A 16,501-nucleotide genomic window follows, 5' to 3' on the forward strand; every position below is an offset into this window, starting at 1 on the left:
GTCATGAACCAGTTCATCGCGGGCTCGCCAAGAAGCGGGGTCGCTACACCTGCCGGGCGTATCTGGACGCGGCGTGTCGCCGCGCTGCTCGGCTTCGCCATGCTGTCGAGCCTGACGACTCCGGTCGCCTTTGCTGCGGACGTCGAACCGCTGGGCAGGCCGGACCTGGGGGTTCCTAGGGAGGCCAAGGTCTCCCCGTGGACGGTGAAGACGAACAAGAAGCTCGCGGCGCTCGGAAGGGAAATCGAATCCGCCAACCGGGCCGCCGCGCAGCGAGCGGGCAAAGACCGCGCTCGGACGGTGGACTGGCCCGACAGAGGCTCGGCGACTCTCTCCCTGTCCGACCGGGGCAAGGCCAAGGGCACCCCCGGATCGCTACCCGTGACCCTGGCCGAGCCGAAGGCCGCCAAGGGCGGGAAGCAGCCACGTACCGCCGACTCGGTCAAGGTCGAGGTCCTGGACCAGAAGACGTCGAGGAAACTCGGCGTCAAGGGCGTGGTTCTCCAGGTCACCGGCCCGCAGACCGGCGGCCGGGCCCGACTCGGCCTCGACTACTCTGCCTTCTCCTCGGCCTATGGCGGTGACTGGGCGGGCCGCCTGAATCTGCTGAAGTTCCCCCAGTGCCTCCTCGGTGACAGCACCAAGGACACGTGCCGTGCTCCCCAGCCCCTGGTCTCGGTGAACGACCGTGCCGGGCACAACCTCTCCTCGACCCTGACCTTCAAGCGCAGTGCCCGCAAGGCCCCAACGATGGTCCTGGCGCTGGCAGCCGGCACCCAGTCCGGGGCCGGCGACTACAAGGCGACTCCCCTGTCGTCCTCTTCGTCCTGGGAGGCGGGCGGCTCGTCCGGCACCTTCACCTGGTCCTACCCGCTGCGGACCCCGCCCGTCGCGGCCGGCCCGGCACCCGACCTGTCGATCTCGTACGACTCCGGAGCCGTGGACGGTCGTACCGCCAACTCGAACAACCAGAGCAGCCAGGTCGGGGAAGGTTTCGACCTCACCTCTTCCTACATCGAGCGCAAGTACGGCTCCTGCGATGACGACGACCAGAAGAACAAGTTCGACCTGTGCTGGAAGTACGAGAACGCGTCCCTGGTTCTGAACGGCAAGGCCAGCGAGCTGGTCAAGGACGACACCACCAAGAGATGGCGCCTCAAGAACGACGACGCCTCCAGGGTCATCCACTCCTGGGGCGCCGACAACGGTGACGACGGCGACGCGAACACCGACCCCGACGGCGACCCGGCGACGGACGACGGCAAGGGTGACGGCAAGGGCGAATACTGGACGGTCATCACCGGCGACGGGACCAGGTACGTCTTCGGCCTGAACAAGCTCGACGGCGCGGGCAAGGACAACCGCACGGAGTCCGTCTGGACCGTCCCGGTCTTCGGTGACGACGCGGGTGAACCGGGCCACAGCAGCGGCAGTGGCTTCTCCGGCCGGGACAAGAAGCAGGCATGGCGATGGAACCTCGACTATGTCGAGGACACCCACGGCAACGCCATGAGCTACTGGTACGAGGCCGAGCGCAACCACTACGACATGCTCGGCGACGACACCACCGGCACCGAGTACGTGCGCGGCGGCTACCTCAAGGAGATCCGTTACGGCCAGCGGAAGGGGGCCCTGTTCTCCGCCACGCCCGCCGCCTCCAACAAGGTCGTCCTCGGCTACAGCGAGCGGTGCGTCGCGTCCGGCAAGGGTTGCGACTCCCTCACCGAGGACACCCGGGACAACTGGCCCGACGTACCGTTCGACGCGGTCTGCAAGAGCGGTGACAAATGCACCGGCAACACCGGTCCCTCGTTCTTCACACGCAAGCGGCTGACCGACGTCACCACGTACGCCTGGGACGCGGCTGCCACCACTCCCGCCTACGCGTCCGTCGACGCATGGTCCCTCAAACACGGCTACCCCGACCCGGGCGACACGGGTGATTCCGCCGACCAGTCCCTGTGGTTGAAGGAGATTCAGCACACCGGTAAGCGGGGCACCGATCTGGCCCTGCCGCCGGTCAAGTTCGAGCACACACTCCTCCCCAACCGTGTCGACGGCCAGCACGACAACATCCTCTCCTTCGACAAGCCGCGCCTGAGGAAGATCACGTCCGAGGCCGGCGCCGAGACAGTCGTGTCGTACATGGAGGCCGACTGCGTCCACGGGCAGGCCATGCCGAAGGTCGACGAGAACGACAAGCGGTGCTACCCGGTGTACTGGGCACCCAACGGCGAGAAGACCCCGATCCTCGACTGGTTCCAGAAGTACCCGGTCACCTCCGTCACCACCTCGGCCCCGCACGGTGGCGCGGAAGCCGTCCAGCACACCTACCGCTACTCCACGCCCGCCTGGCACTACGACGAGAACCCGTTCCTGCCGGAAAAGGAGCGGACGTGGTCGCTCTGGCGCGGCTTCCAACGCGTCACGCACCTGACGGGCACCAGCGGCACCGACCAGCTGAAGACGACCACGGTGTACATGCAGGGCATGAACGGTGACAGGGTCCTCGGCTCCGACAACAAGACGCCGCACCCGGACAACCGCAAGTCGGCGTCCGTGAAGGGCATCTCGGCTGGAGCCGTCACGGACCGCGACCAGTACGCCGGTTCCGTCCGCGAGACGGTCACCTACAACGGCTCCGAAGAGGTTTCCGGGACCGTCAACACCATGTGGTCCAGGAAGACCGCAGCCCAGCACAAGTCGTACGCCGACACCGAGGCCTACATGGTCAGGGTCGCCGACTCCACCGACCGCACCCGCGTGACGACCACCGGCACGGCCGTCGACCGTTCTCGTACGACGGCCTACACGTACGACGACCACGGCATGGTCAGCACCACGGAGGACCAGGGCGACGGGGCCGTCAACGGCGACGAGAAATGCACCCGCACCTGGTACGCCCGCAACGCCGACAACGGCATCAACTCCTTGGTGTCACGCACCCGCACGGTCGCCAGGACCTGTGCCACCACGGACTCGGCCCTCGATCTGCCGGCGGACAGCAGCCGGCCCGGTGACGTCATCTCGGACGCAGCGACGATCTACGACGACGCGACGGCCACGGCATGGACGGCGTCCCAGAAGCCGACGAAGGGCGAGGCCGTCTGGACGGGACGTGCCAAGTCCTACGGCAGCGACGGCGCCCCGGCCTGGCAGAAGATGGCCACCACCACCTACGACGCCCTCGGCCGCCCACGTATCGTCAAGGACACCAACGACAAGACGGTCTCGGACACGACCTACGTCCCGGCCGGGACCGGCCCGATGACGTCCAGCAGCGCCACCAACGTCAAGGGCCACAAGACCACCACCAACGTGTCGTTCGCGACCGGCGCCCCAGTCAAGGTCAGTGACCCCAACGACAAGATCACCGAGACGGAGTACGACAGCCTCGGCCGTGTCACGAGGGTCTGGCTCCCCAACCGCTCGAAGGCCCGTAAGCAGACTGCGAACTTCGTCTATGCCTACAACATCACCAACTCGGACCTGTCGTGGGTGTCGACCAGCGCCCTGAAGGGCGACGGAACCGGCTACAACACCACCTATGAGTTGTACGACAACCTGCTGCGCCTGCGCCAGGTCCAGACTCCCACCCCTGTCGGTGGACGCCTCATCTCACTGACCCGGTACGACAGCCGGGGTCTCGCAACCAGCGCGCAGGGAGACATCTGGGACGACAAGTCCGCCCCCTCCGGCTCCGCGGCCCAGACCGAGGGCAGCCAGGCTCCGATCCAGACCGACACGACGTACGACGGTGCCGGCCGCGTCACCAAGACGGTCACGAAGAACCATGGCGTGACCCGCTGGAGCGTCGACACGACGTACACCGGTGACACGGTCATGGCGACTGCCCCGTCCGGCGGTCAGGCCATCGCTGTGGTCACCAACGCGCTCGGCCAGACAACCGAACGCCGTGAATACGCCGGTCCCAAGCCGACCGGCACGGACTACACCACGACCAGGTACACGTACACGGATGCCGGACAGCAGAAGACAATCACCGGCCCCGACAAGGCCAAGTGGTTGTACACCTATGACCTGTTCGGCCGCCAGGTCACCGCTACAGACCCCGACAAGGGCACGAGCAGGACGACCTACGACGCCCTCGACCGCGTCGACAGCACCTTCAACACCGAGGACGCGGGCAAGAAGCTCCTCTACGGATACGACGAGCTGAACCGCAAGACCGGCCTGTGGCAGGGCGAGAAGAAGGACGCGAACCAGCTCGCGGCCTGGACGTTCGACTCCCTGGCCAAGGGGCAGCTGGACACCGCGGTCCGCTACGACGGTGGCCTCACGGGCCAGGCATACACGAAGAAGATCACGAAGTACGACCCGTTGTACCAGGTCATGGAGAGCCAGCTTCTCCTGCCCAAAACGGACGAACTGGTCGCGGCGGGCGTGCCGGAAACCCTTGCCTTCGCCACGGGGTACCGCCCGGACGGCACGATCAGCATGACGTCCCAGCCGGCGGCGGGCGGCCTCCCCTCGGAGGCCGTCGAGTACACCTACGACGCGACCGGCAATCAGCTCACGTCGAGGGGCACGAGTGGCTACCTGCAGGGGGCGACGTTCTCGCCGCAGGGCGACCTCAGGCAACTCGTCCTGGGCAAGAGCGGGGCGGACACGGCGAAGAAGATGTTCCTGAACTGGGACTTCGAGCCGGGCACGCGCCGTCTGACCCGCGCCTACGTCACCGACGACGTCCACGGCTACATGCCGCAGGAACTGAAGTTCGCCCAGGACGACGCCGGCAACGTCACCTCGATCTTCGACGCGACGACCCAGGGCGGCACGACCAAGCCCGACTACCAGTGCTTCACCTATGACGGCCATCGCCGCCTGACCGAGTCCTGGACCCCCAAGACCACCGACTGCGCTGCCTCGGGCCGTACGGTGTCGAACCTCGACGGCGCAGCCCCCTACTGGACGTCGTACACGTATACGGACGCCGGTCAGCGCAAGACGGAGACCAAGCACTCCGGCACCGGTGACAGCACCACGACGTACACGTACGACGACACCACCGAGGCCGGTGACAAGAAGCCCCACACCCTGGACAACACGACGGGCGCCGGGGCTGCGACGTACGACTACGACGTACACGGCAACACAACGTCCCGCCCGGGACCTGCCGCTCAGCAGAGCCTGCTCTGGAACGGCGAGGGCAGGCTGGCCAGGACGACCGAGGGCTCGGCGCAGACGAGCTACCTCTATGACGCCGACGGAGAGCTGCTGATCCGCCGGGCGAAGGGCGACGGCGACACGATCCTCTACCTCGGCGGCATGGAGATCCGCCTGACGGTGAAGGGCACCACCAAGACCCTCTCCGGCACCCGCTACTACACGGCCAACGGCCAGACGATCGCGGTCCGCACGGCCGCCTCGGGTACGTCGGGTACGAAGCTGAGCTTCTTGGCCTCCGACCACCATGGCACGTCCAGCCTCGCCATGGATGCGACGACGTACGCGGTCACGAAGCGGTACATGGCCCCGTTCGGCGCGTCACGCGACCTGAAGCCGGGCGTCACCTGGCCGGACGACAAGGCGTTCCTCGGCAAGCCGGCGGACGCGGGCACGGGGCTGACCCACATCGGGGCGCGCGAGTACGACCCGGCGCTCGGCCGGTTCATCAGCGTCGACCCGCTGCTCAGCCTTGACCAGCACCAGTCCCTCAACGGCTACAGCTACGCCAACAACACTCCTATCACGGCCAGCGACCCCACCGGTTTGGAGAGCTGCGGCGAGCATTACTGCTCTGGCAGCAACGGGACGTACGACACGTACAAGCCGGCCAAGGATCCGGCATCCAACTGCTACGGCAGCAAGAACGCGAACTGCGGTCTCTCCCGTGGTGGCGGAAGAGGTGGGACAGGCGGAACCGCAAGCACCAACAGTGGGGGGAACACAGGAAGGCCTGTCGTCGAGAATGTCCCCATACCGACCGAGGAAGAACTCACCGCACGTGGAGCGATGATCTTCGGCAAGACGTACGACGTCGCGCTCCACGAGTGGATGGTGGGCATCTGCCAGAACACCCACAGTAGTGACGGCTACCAAGGCTTTTGCTCGACAGTCCATAAGGCCGGCCTGCTGGAGCCTCTGGGGAACGATCCCTTCGGAGTACAGGCCAACATCAATTGCGCCACAGGCAAGGGTGACTGCGTCGAAGCTGTGGTCACAGACATCCTCTACCTCGTGGGCCTGGGCCTCAGCCGGCTGGCCGCGCGCTCAGCCGCAGTGGAAGCAGCTGCTGCTGGGAGAACCGTGGGAGGCGGGTCGGTCAGTAGCACTCTCCGTGCTCTCGGATGCAAGTGCTTCCTCGTCGGCACTGATGTCCTCATGGCAGACAGAACGACCAAGAACATCGAAGACGTCGAACTTGGTGACAAGGTGCTGGCCACCGACCCGGAAACTGGAGAAACCGGGCCTCGAGAGGTCACGCGGCTCATCAGAACCGAGGACGACAAATTCTTCAACGAGCTCTCGGTTGCCACATTGGACGGCGTCGAGAAGCTCACTGCGACGCACGAGCACCCGTTCTGGTCCCCGTCCGAACGCGACTGGATCGGAGCAGGCAAGCTCAAGCCGGGCATGACCCTGCTTACCGATGACGGCGACACGGTGATAGTCACCGGAAACAGGGCCTACCAGCAGCATGCCACTACGTACAACCTGACTGTCGCTGACTTGCACACGTACTATGTGCTGGCGGGCGAGACACCGGTGCTCGTTCACAATGCAAATTGTTTTGAGGCACCTGGTAGCTACCTGAACCGTCATGGGGAGCTGACGAACGGTACATACACCGTTAGCTACCCGGCAATGCTGAAGCATCTCCCAGGTTCGTCAGGTCCGACAAAGAGTGTTTTCCTCAAGGGCGTGGATGCAGAGAAGGCTACTCTGGATGCTGCCGCCTATGCTGACGCCCATGGACTCTGGACCGGGAACAAAGCAAAGGTGTACGTCGAGAATGGGCCTGTCGGGGTTATCGGAAGGACTGGGGAGTTGACTCACTACATAAATGTCTACCGGAATGCTCGGGGTGCTATTCATGGTAGCCCCGGAGGTGCGCCGTGATCGATATCTCGGATGCGCTGGCGCGCTTGGGTGATCCGCCGGCGAAATGGGGCGAAGACGTTGCAGTCGAGATCGCAGACTATCTGGCTCGATCAGTGGGAGGGATTGTCGACTGGGATAAAGAAGCAGACGAGGAATGGCTGAGTGTCCTGGTCCGGGATGCTCGCGTGGCGATGGTGTCTGCAACGCTACGACTGATTGTCGCAGAGGAACGCACTTCAGATGACTTGCATGTCTTTACCCAGGGCAAAACAGTGATTTTTGTTTCTTCATTCGATGCTCCAGTCATGCGCTGTGACTTTACCGTTCTCGGGCGAGTGTTTGGCGGGGAGGAGAAGTTTCACGAGTTGGAAATGGAGACCTTCTCGGCAAACGATCTGTGGTTTGCCACGGTGTGAGCCCTGTCGGGTGCGATGGCTTACGAGCAGTGGTCAGCCAGGGGCCGCCCTTGGTAGGCGGGGTCGATCTGGATGGGGATGCCTTGGCGCTCGAAGATGCGGAAGAGCCGGTTCGTGCGGGTGGCGTGCGCCGAGGGGTGGGGCGCCTGTGCGGTCACGCCTTCGGATCCCCCGCCAACCTCCGCAGCACCACCCCGCACCGCCGTGCGTACGCGTGCTGCAGCCCCCTCGTTGCCGCGCCGCCCGCCCTCGCGTACCACTTCGCCGGGCGGCTGAACGCCGTCACCGTCAGCCAGACCGTGCCGTCGCCCGTGCGGGCGACCACGAAGGACTCCTCGCCGGATTCGGGATGGCCGGGGAGCGTGCCGTAGGCCCAGCCCTTGCGGCGGGGCTCGTCCACCGTCCAGACGACGCGGCAGGGAGCCTTGATGACGCCGCCCAGGGTGACCGTGACGTCGACGCCCGGCGCTGCCTCGGGCGCGTCCGTGTGGAGGCCCACGCCCAGCGCGCGGTGCATCTCCCAGGTGCGGACCGCGCCCGCCGCCCGTTCGAAGAGGGCCGTGCCCTCGCCGAGGCGGGTGCGGACCTGCATCTCGGTGAAGCCGGGCGGGCAGCGGCCCTCGCGGGTCGCGCCGACGGCCTCGTAGGTGAAGCCGTCCGGGAGAGGGTGTGAGGCGTCGGTGTGGGACATGGGGCCAAAGCCTAGGGCGGTACCCGGAGTCGCCTTCTCTCCGGGTACCGCCCACAGACATACCGCGTGTGCTACGCGGTCACGTTGACCGCCGCCCACGTGGCGTTCACCGCGTTGTACTCCGCGCTGCCGGAGCCGTAAAGGTCACGGGCCGCGTTCAGGGTCGCCGTGCGCGCGCCCTTGTAGTTGGTCGTCGAGGTCATGTACGTGGTCAGAGCCTTGTACCAGATCTGGACGGCCTTGGCGCGGCCGATTCCGGTGATCGTGACGCCGTTGGAGGTGGGGGAGTTGTACGAGACGCCGTTGATGGTCTTGGCGCCGCTGCCCTCCGACAGGAGGAAGAAGAAGTGGTTCGCCGGGCCCGACGAGTAGTGCACGTCGAGGCTGCCCAGGGACGACGACCAGTAGTTGGCCGACGAGCCGTCCTTGCTGGGCTGGTCCATGTACCGCAGCGGGGTGCCGTTGCCGCGGATGTCGACCTTCTCGCCGATGAGGTAGTCGCCCGGGTCCTTCGCGTTGGCCGCGTAGAACTCGACCGCCGTGCCGAAGATGTCGGAGGTGGCCTCGTTCAGACCGCCCGACTCGCCGGAGTAGTTCAGGCCCGCGGTGTTGGAGGTCAGACCGTGGGACATCTCGTGGCCCGCGACGTCCAGGGAGGTCAGCGGCTTGACGTTGCCGTCGCCGTCGCCGTAGGTCATGCAGAAGCAGCTGTCGGACCAGAAGGCGTTGACGTACGCGTTGCCGTAGTGGACGCGGGAGTACGCGGCGACACCGTTGTTCTTGATGCCGTTGCGGCCGAGGACGTTCTTGTAGAAGTCCCAGGTGACCTGCGCGCCGTAGTGGGCGTCCACCGCGGCGTTCTGGTCGGTGGAGGAGCTGGAGACGCTGCCGGTGCCCCAGATGTCGTCCGCGTCGGTGAACAGCGTGCCGGCCGAGGACGACGTGGCGCGGGCCTTGTTGTACGTCTTGTGGTTGCCCCGCCCGGCGTCGGTCAGGTTGTACGTCGAACCCGACTTGGTGGTGCCGAGGGTGACCTGGCCGTTGTACTGGCTGTTGCCGGTGCCGGTCTGGACGGCCTCCCACTCGTAGAGCTTCTTGCCGGTCTCCGCGTCGGTGATGACGTGGAGCTCCTGCGGGGTGCCGTCGTGCTGGAAGCCGCCGACGACGGTCTCGTAGGCGAGGGCGGGCTTGCCGCTCGCGGCCCAGACGACCTTGCGCGGGGCCTTGTCGGCCGCGGTCTTGCTGGAGCCCTCGGCCTTGGCGGCCTTCAGCGCCTGCTTCTCGGCGGCGGCCTTCGTCACGTCCGCGGTGAGGTCGGCGACCTTCACGGTGGCCTTCGTGGCTCTGGTGACGCTCTTGACGGCACCCGACTTGGACTCGTGGACGACGAGGTCGCCGCCGAGGACCGGGAGGCCGCCGTAGGTGCGCTCGTAGCGGGTGTGGACCGTGCCGTCCGCGTCCTTGAGGACGTCGCGGACGACCAGTTCCTCCTTGGCGCCGAGGCCTATCTCGTCGGCGGTCTCGGCGGTTGCCGCGTCCGCCTTCTTGATGAGGGCCGTGCGCGCGGCCGGCGTCAGCAGGACCGGGGCACCGGCGGACGTGGCCTTGTCGGCGACCGGCGCGGGCTGGGCGGTGGCGCCGGTGGTCAGACCGGTGGTCAGCAGCGCACCGGCGGCGACAGCGGTCGCGATGGCCAGCGTGGTCCGCTTATGACGCGCGTAGAACGGAGTCACTCATGCTCCTTGTGGGGGAGACCGGGTGGCGTGGGGTCGCCGTCCGGTGAACTGAAGTTACGAGTGCGGCGGTTGGGTGAAGCGTGACACCTAGGACGCGTACATGTCAGGAGGTTCAAGTGATGTTGGCCGAAAGTCAACTGTCTGGAAGTGTTTCCGACAGGTAAATCCGCTTCGAACATGGCAAAGGGCGGGCCAAGCGGGCTTGGGTGAACGGCAAAACGGGCGCCGCCCCGGGGAGTTGGATCCACCGGGACGGCGCCCTGTCATCTCAGGCCTCGTATACGAAGGGCCGCCGTGCCCCCTACGGGAACGTCAGCTTCCAGCTGTTGATGTAGCCGGTGTCCCGGGCCGCGTTGTCCTGGACCCTCAACTGCCAGACACCGTTGGCGACTTCGGACGACGCGTTCACGGTGTACGTGGTGTTGATGTTGTCCGTGCTCCCGCCGGTGCCGTACGCCTTCAGTGTGTACGCCGTACCGTCCGGGGCGACCAACTGCACCTGGAGGTCACCGATGTAGGTGTGGACGATGTCGACCGCCACCGCGAGGTTCGACGACGCGTTGCCCGTCCGGCCGGAGACGGTGATCGGAGAGGTGACCGCCGCGCCGTTGTCCGGAATCGCTACGTCGGCCGTGTTCTCGAACGACGTACCGCCGCCCCCGCCGCCACCGGGCCGCGAACCCACGTTGATGGCCGCCCACGCGTTCTGTACCGCCGTGTACTCGGCGGACGTGGTGCCGTACAGGTCAGCGGTCGCCGCGAGGGTGTAGGTGCGGGCCGACGCGTAGTTGGTGGTGGAGGTGAACTTGGTGGTCAGCGCGCGGAACCAGATCTTCTCCGCCTTGTCCCGGCCGATGCCGGTGACCGGCAGGTTGTCCGAGGTGGGCGAGTTGTAGCTGACGCCGTTGATGGTCTTGGCGCCGCTGCCCTCCGACAGGAGGTAGAAGAAGTGGTTCGCCGGACCCGACGAGTAGTGCACGTCGATCGAGCCGATGCCCGAGTACCACGCGTCCTTGGACGAGCCGTCCTTGCTCGGCTTGTCCATGTAACGCAGCGGTGTGCCGTCGCCGTTGATGTTGATCTCCTCGCCGATGAGGTAGTCACCGACGTCGGAGCTGTTGTTCGCGTAGAACTCGACCGTCGAGCCGAAGATGTCCGAGGTGGCCTCGTTCAGACCGCCGGACTCGCCCGAGTAGACGAGGCCGGCCGTGTTCGACGTGAGGCCGTGGGACATCTCGTGCGCCGCCACGTCGATCGACGTCAGCGGGTTGGCGTTGCCCGAGCCGTCGCCGTACGTCATGCAGAAGCAGCCGTCCTGCCAGAACGCGTTGACGTAGTTGTTGCCGTAGTGCACGCGGGAGTAGGCGCCGACGCCGTCACCGCGGATGCCGCTGCGGCCGTGCACGTTCTTGTAGTAGTCCCAGGTCAGCGCCGCGCCGTAGTGGGCGTCGGCGGCGGCCGACTCCAGGTTCGACGGGCTGCCGTTGCCCCACACGTCGTCCGGGCCGGAGAACAGGGTGCCGGTGCCGGAGGTGCCGCGGTTCAGGTTGTACGTCTTGTGGTTGCCGCGCGCACCGTCGGTGAGGTTGTACGTCGACCCCGACTGCGTGGAGGTGAGGTCGACCGTGCCGGAGTACACCGTGTTGCCGGTGCCGGTCTCGACCGCCTCCCACTCGAACAGCTTCTCGCCGGTCCTGGCGTCCGTGACGACGTGGAGCTCCTGCGGGGTGCCGTCGTGCTGGAAGCCGCCGACGACCGTCTCGTAGGCGAGGGCGGGCTTGCCGCTCGCGGCCCAGATCACCCTGCGCGGTGCGCGGTTGATCTCGGGGCTCTTGGCGTGCTCGGCCTTCGCCGCGCCGAGCGCCTGCTTCTCGGCCTTCGCGGCGGCTAGGGTCGGCTTCAGCGAGGTGACCTTGATCGTGGCCTTGGTGGCCTTGATGACGCCCTTGGTCTCACCGGCCTTCGAGGTCTTGACGACCAGGTCGCCGCCGAGGACCGGGAGACCGTCGTAGGTCCGCTCGTACCGGGTGTGCACGGTGCCGTCGCGGTCCTTGACCACGTCACGGACGACGAGCTTCTCCTTGGCGCCGAGGTGCAGTTCCCTCGCCGTCTCCGCCTTGCCGGCGTTGGCCTCGCGTATCAGCTCGGCCCGCTGGGAGGGGGTGAGCTTGACGGAGACCGCCCCGGCGTTGGCCTTGCCCGCTGCCGACGGTGCCTTCTCCGGGGCGGCGGTGGCGGTGCCCGACTGGACGGCCGCGGCCAGCAGGGCGCTGACGGCGACGAGCGCGCCGGTGGCGGCGCGTCGCTGGATGGAACGGGAACGGATGTCACCGGTGTGGGAGGTGCGTCTGTGGGACTGGCGTCTCAACACTGACTCCTTCTGCATGGCCGCGGTTCGCGCGGCCAGGGGAGACCGGACGGTTGGTGACCGCCCGGGCAGAACAGGGGTGGAACGCGAACACCACATGCGTGGAAGGTGCTTCGCGGCACTGCGGGGGAGCTTGTGAGGTTGCTGTGCCGCGGTTGTGGGCAGCGTGGCAGGAGATCGCGCCATCTGTCAGGGGCGCGTCAAGAAGTTGGCCGGAAATCGTTCGTTGACCGGATGGTCATGTTCGATATACGGGCTGTTGGCTGAGCCGTCGGCCAGAGGGGCCGGCCGGGGGCTCCGTCAGGCGGGCTGCTCGCCGTGCCACCTCTCCCACAGCGCCGCGTACGGTCCGCCCGCCGTCACCAGCTCGTCGTGGGTGCCCAGTTCGGTGAGGCGGCCGTCCTCCATGACGGCGACCCGGTCGGCGTCGTGTGCGGTGTGGAGGCGGTGGGCGATGGCGATGACCGTGCGGCCCTGGAGGACGGCGGCGAGGGCCCGTTCGGTGTGGCGCGCGGTGGTGGGGTCCAGCAGGGCGGTCGCCTCGTCGAGGATCAGCGTGTGGGGGTCGGCGAGGACCACCCGGGCCAGGGCTAGCTGCTGGGCCTGGGACCCGTGCGTACGGTGACCGCCCTCGCCGAGGCGGGTGCCGAGCCCGTCGGGGAGGTCGCGGACCCAGGCGTCGGCGCCCACGGCCGTCAAGGCGGCCCACAACTCGGGGTCCGTGGCGGAGGGCTCGGCGATGAGGAGGTTGTCGCGGACCGTCCCGAGGAACACATGGTGCTCCTGGGTGACCAGGACGACCTGACGGCGCAACCGCTCGGGGCCGAGGCCGACGACAGGAACCCCGCCTACCGTCACCGTGCCCTCGGTGGGCGCGTCGATACCGGCCAGCAGCCTGCTCAGGGTGGTCTTCCCGGCGCCGGACGGGCCGACCACGGCCAGCCGCTCACCCGGCCGTACGGTCAGTTCGACACCGCGCAGCACCTCGCCGCCCCGGTCGTAGGCGTACCGCACCCCGGTCACGTCGATCCGGTCGTCCACCGGTTCGGGTGACCGCACCGGGACCGTCCGCGGTGCCCGGGCCAGCCCTTCGACCCGGGCGAACGAGGCGCCACTGGACTGCAACTGCTCGATCCGCATCAGGATCTCGTCGAGCGGCCCGCTCAGCTGCTGCAGATACAGTGCCGCCGCGACCACCGCGCCCAGGCTCATCGAGCCGCGCTCGTGCAGCGCTCCGCCGATTAGCAGGACCGTCACCACCGGCACGAGATACGAGACATCGACGCCCGGGAAGAACACGGTCCGCAGGAACAGGGTGTGGAACCGCCGGCGCCGGGAGACCTCCAGCGCGTCCCGGCTCGCGGCGATCCGGCGTCGCTCCAGGCGCAGTGCCTCCACCGTACGGGCCCCGGACGCCGTGGCCGCGACGATCTCCGCGACCTCGGAGCCGGCCGCGCCCTCCGCCAGATAGCCGGACCGCGCCCGGCGCAGATACCAGCGCAGCACGAACCAGATGCCGGTGAGGCCGAGCAGCCCGCACACCCCGAGCAGCGGGTCCAGCGCGAAGACCGCGCCGATCAGGAACAACGCCTGCACGGTGTTGATGAGCAGCTCGGGGCCCGCGTCGCGCAGGGTCTTGCCGACGGTGTCCACGTCGGCGGTGCCGCGCGCCGTCAGATCGCCGGTGCCCGCCCGCTCCACGACCGACGCGGGCAGGGCCAGAGCGCGGTCCACGAACTCCTCCCGGACCCGGGCGAGGAGGCGTTCGCCGAACCGGTGCCCCACATACCGGGCCCAGCGGGCCAGCAGCAGCTGCGCCACCGCGCACAGCAGGATGGCCAGGGCCAGCCGGTCCACCGCGCCGACCCCGCCCCCACCGCGTACCTCGTCGATGATCCGCCCCAACAGCCACGGCCCGGCGAGCCCCATCCCGGCCGCCACCCCGTTCAACGCCAGCACGGCGAGAAACGCCCGCCCGTCCCCCCGCAGCAGCAGCACAGCGGCCCGTCGCACATCGGCGGGCCCGGCGACCGGGAGACGGGAGGACGGGCCTTTGGCGGTGAAGTCGGCGGAAGAGCCCGAGGAGCGGGAGGCGTCGGAAGAGCCCGAGGAGCGGGAGGCCCCGGAGGGGCCGGCTGCGCAGGGGCCGGTCGTGGCGGGGCCGGTGGGTGGGGTGTCGTCGGCGCCCGAGGAGCTGGCCGCGGAGGGGGCGGCGCCGGAGGAAACCGCCGCGGAAGGGCCGGTCGTGGTCGCGCCCGTGGGCGAGGTGTCCGCCGGGGAACCCGATGCGCAAGCCGCGCTGGTGGGGGGATCCGTGGGCCCCTCGGGTGAGCGCGTCGTCATCGTACGGCCTCCTCTGCGGCCACCTCGTCCGTGTCCGCGTTCGCCACCACGCTCTCCTCCGGCTTCGCCTTCGCCGCTGAGGCCCCGGCCCTCGCCCTTGCGCCTGCGCCGACCCCCGCCTCCCTTTCCTCGTCCCCGTCCTCCCCCGTGTCCCGCGCCACCAGTGCCCGGTAACCCGGTTCCGTCGACAGGAGTTCGCGGTGGGTGCCGGTGGCGCCGACCTTGCCGTCGACGAGGTGGATGACCGTGTCCGCGTGGTCCAGGACGAGGGGGGACGTGGTGGTGACCACGGTCGTACGGCCCGCGCGGGCCGCCCGCAGCCGCTGGGCGACGCGCGCCTCCGTGTGCGCGTCGAGCGCCGACGTCGGCTCGACCGCGAGCAGGATCTCGGCGTCGGCCAGCAGCGCCCGCGCCAGCCGTACCCGCTGCCGCTGGCCCCCGGAGAGGTTGCGGCCCTGGGCGTCGATCGCCGAGTCGAGCCCGTCCGGCAGACCCTGCACGATGTCGTCGGCGACGGCCGTGCGCACGGCCTCCGCGATCTCGGCGTCGGCCGCCTCCGTACGGCCGCCGAGCAGCTCCCGCAGTCGCCCCGCGAACAGGTCCGCCTCGTGGTCGGCGACCAGGATCCGCTCGCGGACCTGCGCCAGCGGGATCTCGTCGAGGGGGATCCCGCCCCAGGTCGCGGCCGTCGGCACGTACCGCCCGAGCCGGTCCACCACCAGGGCCGCATCGGCGGGCCGGTCGCCGGCCAGCGCGGTCAGCCGGCCCGGCAGCACCCGTACGCCGGACTCGGGGTCGTGCAGTGCCGACGGCTCCGCGGGCGCGTCCCGCGTGCCGTGGTCCGGCAGCGGCTCCAGGTCCAGGAACCGGATGACGCGCCGCGCCGCCACCACCCCGCGGCTCACCTCGTACCCCCAGTCGACGAAGTACGACACCGGCCGCACCAGCACGGTCACATATCCGTACACCGACACCAGTTCGCCCACGGTGATGGCCCCCTGGGCGGCCAGCCGCGCCGCCAGCCAGGTCACCACCGCGAGGAACAGGGTCGGCAGCCCCACCCCGAGCGCCTGGAGCCAGCTGGTCACCGACCCGACCCGGTAGCCCTGCGCCCGCAGCCGCTGCGAGTCGCGGTGGAACGCGTCGGCGACCAGGCCCTTGCCGCCGAGACCGTTGAGGACGCGCAGTCCGCTCGCGAGGTCCGCGATCCGTGCGGTCAGCACCCCCTGCCGTTCCCGGTACTCCGCCTCCGTTCCCTGCAACCGCCGCAGCAACGGCCCCACCAGGACGGCCATCAGCGGCATCCCCAGCAGCACGACCGCCGCGATCGGGACGGAGACCGAGAACAGCAGCCCCGCGACCACGAGATACGCGGCGACCGCGCCCACCCCCGGCCCGATGACCGTCAGCGAGGACGAGATCGTGTTGACGTCGCCCACACCGATCGTGACGACCTCACCGGCGCCGACCCGACGCGGCAGCGCCGCGCCCAGCCGGACCGCGTGCGCCATCACCACCTTCACCGTGCGGAAGTTGGCGTCCATCCGCACCCGGGTCATGGTGCGGTGCCGCATGATGCTCAGCCAGGCGTTGAAAGCGCCCACCCCGAACAGGCCCGCCGACCACCCGATCAGCGCGCCGTGGTCCCCGGGCTGAAGGCCCTCGTCGATCGCCCGCGACAGCATGTACGGCGTCGCCGCGAGCAGCACCATCCACACACAGGAGATCACCGACCCGAGCGCGGAGCGGCCCGCCTGCTTCCTGACCAGCCACCACAGGTAGCGGGCCCCGCCCCGGCGGTCGGGGACGCCCGGGTCCTCGTACGCGTTGATCATCGGCCCCCGATTCTCCTGCCGGACGTGTCGTTCCCCCGGACCTGCCG

8 protein-coding genes are annotated in these 16,501 nt (G+C 68.5%); 2 read left to right on the plus strand and 6 right to left on the minus strand.

The window, feature by feature from the left end; all coding sequences use genetic code 11:
* The first annotated feature begins 3 nt into the window (after positions 1 to 3).
* Both ACZ43N_RS33415 and ACZ43N_RS33420 read left to right on the plus strand, forming a co-directional pair.
* Positions 4 to 7,083, plus strand: a complete 7,080-nt coding sequence (locus tag ACZ43N_RS33415) for a polymorphic toxin-type HINT domain-containing protein (RefSeq protein WP_468102798.1) — start codon at positions 4 to 6, stop codon at positions 7,081 to 7,083.
* Positions 7,080 to 7,481 carry a hypothetical protein gene (locus ACZ43N_RS33420; protein WP_468102799.1) on the plus strand — a complete coding sequence of 134 codons (402 nt, stop codon included), beginning with the start codon at positions 7,080 to 7,082 and terminating at the stop codon, positions 7,479 to 7,481. Before ACZ43N_RS33415 ends, ACZ43N_RS33420 begins: the two co-directional genes overlap by 4 nt.
* Before the next feature lie 20 nt (positions 7,482 to 7,501).
* Here the strand turns inward: ACZ43N_RS33420 and ACZ43N_RS33425 are convergent, their stop codons facing one another.
* From ACZ43N_RS33425 to ACZ43N_RS33450, 6 genes are all read right to left on the minus strand, one after another.
* Positions 7,502 to 7,639, minus strand: coding sequence for a hypothetical protein (locus ACZ43N_RS33425; RefSeq protein WP_468102800.1), 138 nt, complete (start codon positions 7,637 to 7,639; stop codon positions 7,502 to 7,504).
* A complete protein-coding gene (locus ACZ43N_RS33430) occupies positions 7,636 to 8,172 on the minus strand; it encodes a DUF1990 family protein (protein WP_468102801.1) in 537 nt (178 codons plus the stop codon). Before ACZ43N_RS33430 ends, ACZ43N_RS33425 begins: the two co-directional genes overlap by 4 nt.
* 71 nt (positions 8,173 to 8,243) lie before the next feature.
* Positions 8,244 to 9,905 carry a M4 family metallopeptidase gene (locus tag ACZ43N_RS33435; protein ID WP_468102802.1) on the minus strand — a complete coding sequence of 554 codons (1,662 nt, stop codon included), beginning with the start codon at positions 9,903 to 9,905 and terminating at the stop codon, positions 8,244 to 8,246.
* Positions 9,906 to 10,209: 304 nt separating this feature from the next.
* The gene (locus ACZ43N_RS33440) at positions 10,210 to 12,294 is read right to left on the minus strand and encodes a M4 family metallopeptidase (protein ID WP_468102803.1); all 2,085 of its coding nucleotides are present in this window, start codon (positions 12,292 to 12,294) and stop codon (positions 10,210 to 10,212) included.
* A gap of 282 nt (positions 12,295 to 12,576) precedes the next feature.
* Positions 12,577 to 14,619, minus strand: coding sequence for an ABC transporter ATP-binding protein (locus tag ACZ43N_RS33445; RefSeq protein WP_468102804.1), 2,043 nt, complete (start codon positions 14,617 to 14,619; stop codon positions 12,577 to 12,579).
* On the minus strand, positions 14,616 to 16,454 hold the full coding sequence (locus ACZ43N_RS33450) for an ABC transporter ATP-binding protein (RefSeq protein ID WP_468102805.1): 1,839 nt from the start codon (positions 16,452 to 16,454) through the stop codon (positions 14,616 to 14,618). Before ACZ43N_RS33450 ends, ACZ43N_RS33445 begins: the two co-directional genes overlap by 4 nt.
* Positions 16,455 to 16,501 lie beyond the last annotated feature (47 nt).

The organism is Streptomyces sp. NPDC030814 (genome assembly GCF_055572155.1).

Excerpts from the sequence above, each read along its gene's own strand:
- ACZ43N_RS33445 (WP_468102804.1), bottom strand. The coding sequence starts at position 14,619 with ATGACGACGCGCTCACCCGAGGGGCCCACGGATCCCCCCACCAGCGCG.
- ACZ43N_RS33450 (WP_468102805.1), bottom strand. The coding sequence starts at position 16,454 with ATGATCAACGCGTACGAGGACCCGGGCGTCCCCGACCGCCGGGGCGGG.
- ACZ43N_RS33430 (WP_468102801.1), bottom strand. The coding sequence starts at position 8,172 with ATGTCCCACACCGACGCCTCACACCCTCTCCCGGACGGCTTCACCTAC.
- ACZ43N_RS33415 (WP_468102798.1), top strand. The coding sequence starts at position 4 with ATGAACCAGTTCATCGCGGGCTCGCCAAGAAGCGGGGTCGCTACACCT.
- ACZ43N_RS33440 (WP_468102803.1), bottom strand. The coding sequence starts at position 12,294 with ATGCAGAAGGAGTCAGTGTTGAGACGCCAGTCCCACAGACGCACCTCC.